Here is a 3,745-nt window from a genome sequence, read left to right as displayed (position 1 = left end):
TTGTGTTTGACCCCGTGCGGGTTCCTGACGGCATTCGCCTCACCGAAGATCCGATCCTGCTGGCCCGCCCGGGCGCCTACTCCGTATCCATCGCCCGCCGCACTAGTCGCTAGTCGTTTGCCGGTGGGCGCCACCTCGACGATCGTGCTAGCCCGACCAGAAGCCGCGGCCTCCGCCCCAGGCCCGTCGCAGGTCTCGACGGCGGGTCGTCAGTTTTGACCGCATAGCGAGAATGAGCCATGAGCCGCTCGTTGTTCGTGGACCTGATCGTCGTCTTGCGATCGGGGAACCTCATGCCGACTCCAGCTGTTCCGACAGGCGAGCATGGCCGTTGTTGGTGGCGTGGGTCGACACCGGAGCAACCCGGAGAGCCCGCTTGGCCGCCATTCGCTTTCCTTTCCTTCGGTCCGATCCCCTCCAGGTCGCCACAGCTAGTACGCGCTGCAACGACCGAGAGAGGTCGGAAACTCGCCGGTCTTGTGTGTTCGGAGAACAGATATGCGGCCTGGTTACGTGACCCTCAAGGCTCCCGGGCTCGGATCTCGTTGGTCTGCGCTACGGAACGCGCGACTACCCTCCGGTCCCTCTCAGCGTCTGTGTCGGCCTGTTCGGCTTCGTGGACACCCTGGCGGGTCCGTTCGCGGGAGTTCCGCCCGACTGCTGGGGAGGCTGGTCTCGGCTCGACCCCCGCTGAATGCAGCTACGCAGCAGGGGCCTCCGTTGCGACCTCGCCCGCTCGGAAGATGTGATCGGCGACGACGGCCAGGCCGTCGAGATCGTGGACGTCGGTGGGCAGGAGGGGCACTCGGGCCGCAGGGGCGGGCGCCAGCCGGGCGGCCAAGGCGGCGTAATGGGTCTCCTCGCGCTCGGCCATGGCCCGGAGCTCGTCCCGGTTGGCCACGAGCGCAGCCAAGGCTCGCCCGTTCCTGCCCATGCCGGCTCCATCTGCCAACCCGCTGAGCGCGGTGGCCGAGGACGATTCGGTTGCCTGCGCATCGAAGCGTGGGTACAAGCGGTTGACGACAAGTCCCTGCACGGCGATGTGAGATTCGGCGAGGCGGTCGGCGAAGAACAGGGCCTCCTCGACGGCGTCCCGTCTTGGCGAGGTGACCAGCACGAAGGCGGTCAAGGGATCCGACAACAGCTCCTGGACACGGTTCGCCCGGTTGCGGACTCCTTCCTCCATCCCCGCGAAGGCCTGGAAGAAGGCCACCACGTCGCTGACCATCTCCGATCCGACGATCTTGGACGCCGGGCGCAGCAACGCCTGGGAGGCCACGCTGACGACCCGCAGGTAGGTTCGAGTCGGCATCACCACCGCCCGGAAGACCCGGTTGTCGAGGAGGCGGGTCAGGCGGCGAGGAGCGCTGAGGAAGTCGAGCGCGCTGCGGGTCGGCGGGGTGTCCACCACGATGAGGTCGAACCCGCCCTCCTCGTTGAGCTCGTGGAGCTTCTCCATGGCCATGTACTCCTGGGTGCCAGACAAGGAGGCGGAGAGGCTGCGATACAGGCGGTTGTCGAGTATCCCCTCGGCTTGATCGGCGCCGGCGGCGTAACGGGTGATCAGGGCGTCGAAGGTGCTCTTGGTGTCCAGCATCAGAGCCCAGAGCTCCCCCGGCCACCGGCCCTCCACCCGCCCGGGGCTGTTTGTGAGCGACCCAAGCCCCAGCGCGTCGGCGAGCCGTCGGGCCGGATCGATAGTGACGACGCAGGTCCGCCGCCCCCGGCGGGCGCCCTCGAGGGCGAAGGCGGCCGCCGACGTGGTCTTGCCCACCCCGCCCGATCCGCAGCAGACGATGATCCGCCGGTCCTCGACGAGATGGGCCAGGTCGATCATCAGCCCGAGCCCACCCTCGGGGCACCCGGGTGGGCGGGGAGGGCGCACCTCTTTGCTCGGGTCGTGGGCATGTGACTCCCTCTCGTTGGTTGGCCTGGTAACGATTCGATGGCCAGTGTCCTCGTCAGAGCAGATATCCACCGGGGTTACATCGAGACGATTCTCCTCGACGCTTGTCTCGCTGCGTCGCTGGGAACGGCCCACACTCGGGCAGCGTCACGGTCGTCCCTGGACCGGCCGTCTGACCGCTGGCGGAGCTCGTAGCCAGCGATCCGAGGGCTGTACGCAAGACCGATCACTTGTAACTCCGGCCCCTATCAGAGACCAGAGAATCCGCCTCGGCGGGGCGTTCACCATGACCCCGGCCACCAGCGGACGAGCCCGACTCCGGGCAACCGCCCGCGGCGACCACCGGCATAACGGATGAGCCGATCTTGTTAGACACAACTGGAGGTCCAGGTATGAGCTGGTTAGTGGAGGAAGCGTGAAGGACAGCCTTCGGCTGGGCCATATCGCCGGAGTGAGGGTTGGGCTCAATTGGAGCCTCCCCATAGTGGCCGTGTTCGTGGCGACGGGCCTGGCAGGCAACAGTCTGCCGTCCAACGCCCCCGGCTACGCAGGCTGGGCCTACGGCGCGGCCGGTGCGCTTACCGCTGTCGCCTTTCTCGCTGCGATCCTTGCCCACGAGCTCGGTCACGCCGTGGTCGCTCGTCGCCAAGGCTTGGCCGTCGACGGGATCACGCTGTGGGCCCTAGGCGGGGTCACCCGCATCGACGGCGAGGCGGCCAACCCGGCCGAGGAGCTCCGGATCTCCGGGATCGGCCCCCTGGTCAGCTTGATCCTTGGCCTCGGACTGGGTGGGCTCGGACTGGCACTGGGCGCCCTGGGCTGGTCGCCGCTCATCGCCGCCGCCCTGGGCTGGCTCGGGGCGATCAACGTGATCCTGGCCGTGTTCAACGTGTTGCCCGGCGCGCCCCTTGACGGCGGTCGACTGCTCCACGCCGCACTCTGGCGACGGTACGGGGACCCGTTACGGGCCACCGAGACGGTCAGCAGGGCCGGCTGGGTCCTCGGACTTGTCCTGGTGGCGCTCGGCTTCGTGGGATTCGCCGTCAACGGCATTGGCGGCCTCTGGCTGGCACTGGTCGGTTGGTTCTTGATGAGCGCCTCACGTGCCGAGCAGAGCCAAGCAAGGCTGCGTCACTCCCTCCAGGACCTCCGGGCGGCCGACATCATGACCCCCGATCCTGTCGGCGGCCCGGGCTGGCTGACTGTCCAAGCTTTCATCGACGACTACGCCAGGGCTCGTCACCCGGGCGCGTTCCCGATCGATGAGTGGCAGCGCGGTCTCGCTGGCCTTGTCACCGTCAAGCAGCTGGGGTCCGTCCCTCAGGAACAGCGCGGCTTCCGCCGTGTCGCCGAGATCGCCTGGCCTCTCGCTCGGGTCCCGCTCGTGCGCCCAGAGCAACCGGCCCTCGAGGTGGCGAGACTGATGGCCGAGGGGCCGTCCGGGCGGGCTCTTGTCATGGACGGCGACCGCCTGTTGGGGATCATCGCTCCCTCCGACCTGACCCGCAGCCATCCGGAGCGCTCGCGGACGCCCAGCGGCGCCCCGGACGTTCAGACGATCGATCAAGCCCCGAGCGCCGGGCGCTGACATTCGCCAAGGCGGCGTAGGGTGCCCTGAGTGGGCGCCATCCAATGGGTCTTGGGAAGAGAGGGTTCAGCGCGCGCTCTCATTTTTTGCCTCCTCGTCGTCGGATCGGCGTTAGCGGGCTGCGGCGGTCAAGGAACAGGCGGCCCGCGCCAGCCGGCGCTACCGGGGCACTGGCTTCCCTTCGTGCACGTTCCGGGCGTCGTTGACCTCACTGGTGCCCGAAGCGACGGGACTTTCACGGTCGCCGCCGC

2 protein-coding genes are annotated in these 3,745 nt (G+C 68.2%); one reads left to right on the top strand and one right to left on the bottom strand.

Annotation, left to right across the window (positions count from 1 at the left end):
• Positions 1 to 700: 700 nt before the first annotated feature.
• Positions 701 to 1,837, bottom strand: coding sequence for an ArsA family ATPase (locus VGF64_18005; protein HEY1636654.1), 1,137 nt, complete (start codon positions 1,835 to 1,837; stop codon positions 701 to 703).
• Positions 1,838 to 2,321: 484 nt separating this feature from the next.
• Here VGF64_18005 and VGF64_18000 point away from each other — a divergent pair, with 484 nt between their 5' ends.
• Complete coding sequence (locus tag VGF64_18000) at positions 2,322 to 3,494, top strand: site-2 protease family protein (protein HEY1636653.1); 1,173 nt, start codon at positions 2,322 to 2,324, stop codon at positions 3,492 to 3,494.
• Positions 3,495 to 3,745 lie beyond the last annotated feature (251 nt).

It is taken from the genome of Acidimicrobiales bacterium, from assembly GCA_036491125.1.
GTDB lineage: Bacteria > Actinomycetota > Acidimicrobiia > Acidimicrobiales > AC-9 > AC-9.
This window is presented reverse-complemented; position numbering and strand designations above follow the sequence as displayed.